Annotated in this window: 1 protein-coding gene; it reads right to left on the reverse strand. The window is 40.1% G+C overall.

All coding sequences use genetic code 11. The features are described from left to right. On the reverse strand, positions 1-406 hold a 406-nt coding region (locus tag J8L98_RS24670; RefSeq protein WP_282098795.1), incomplete at both ends, for a calcium-binding protein.

Raw genomic sequence — 406 nt, forward strand, 5'->3', positions numbered from 1 at the left:
AAATATCATTTTGGCTACCTCCGTGTAATATATCGTTCCCCTCGTTACCATACAAAGTATCATCGTGATCACCACCGTATAGCTTGTCGTCGCCAAGCCCACCACTAAGTTCATCGTCACCGCCATAGCCGTATAAGGTATCATCGCCAGCGAGACCATCTATAGTATTCTTTTGCTCGCTGCCTCTGAGTGCATCACTGTTTGAAGTTGCTCCATTCACAGAAACACCTTTGAGGTTCAATATTTCATTGAAAGCGTGAGTGCGTTCTGAAATGACGATATTCTCTATTTCAAAAGAGGTGTGTTTAAAATAGTTTTTAATGGTTATTAGGTCATTGGTGTTGGTGATATTAATGACTAAATCATCATTGCTGCGACTAAAGTTGAGAGTTTCAAGAGTTATATG

It is taken from the genome of Pseudoalteromonas sp. MMG013, assembly GCF_018100885.1.
Lineage (GTDB): Bacteria > Pseudomonadota > Gammaproteobacteria > Enterobacterales > Alteromonadaceae > Pseudoalteromonas > Pseudoalteromonas aurantia.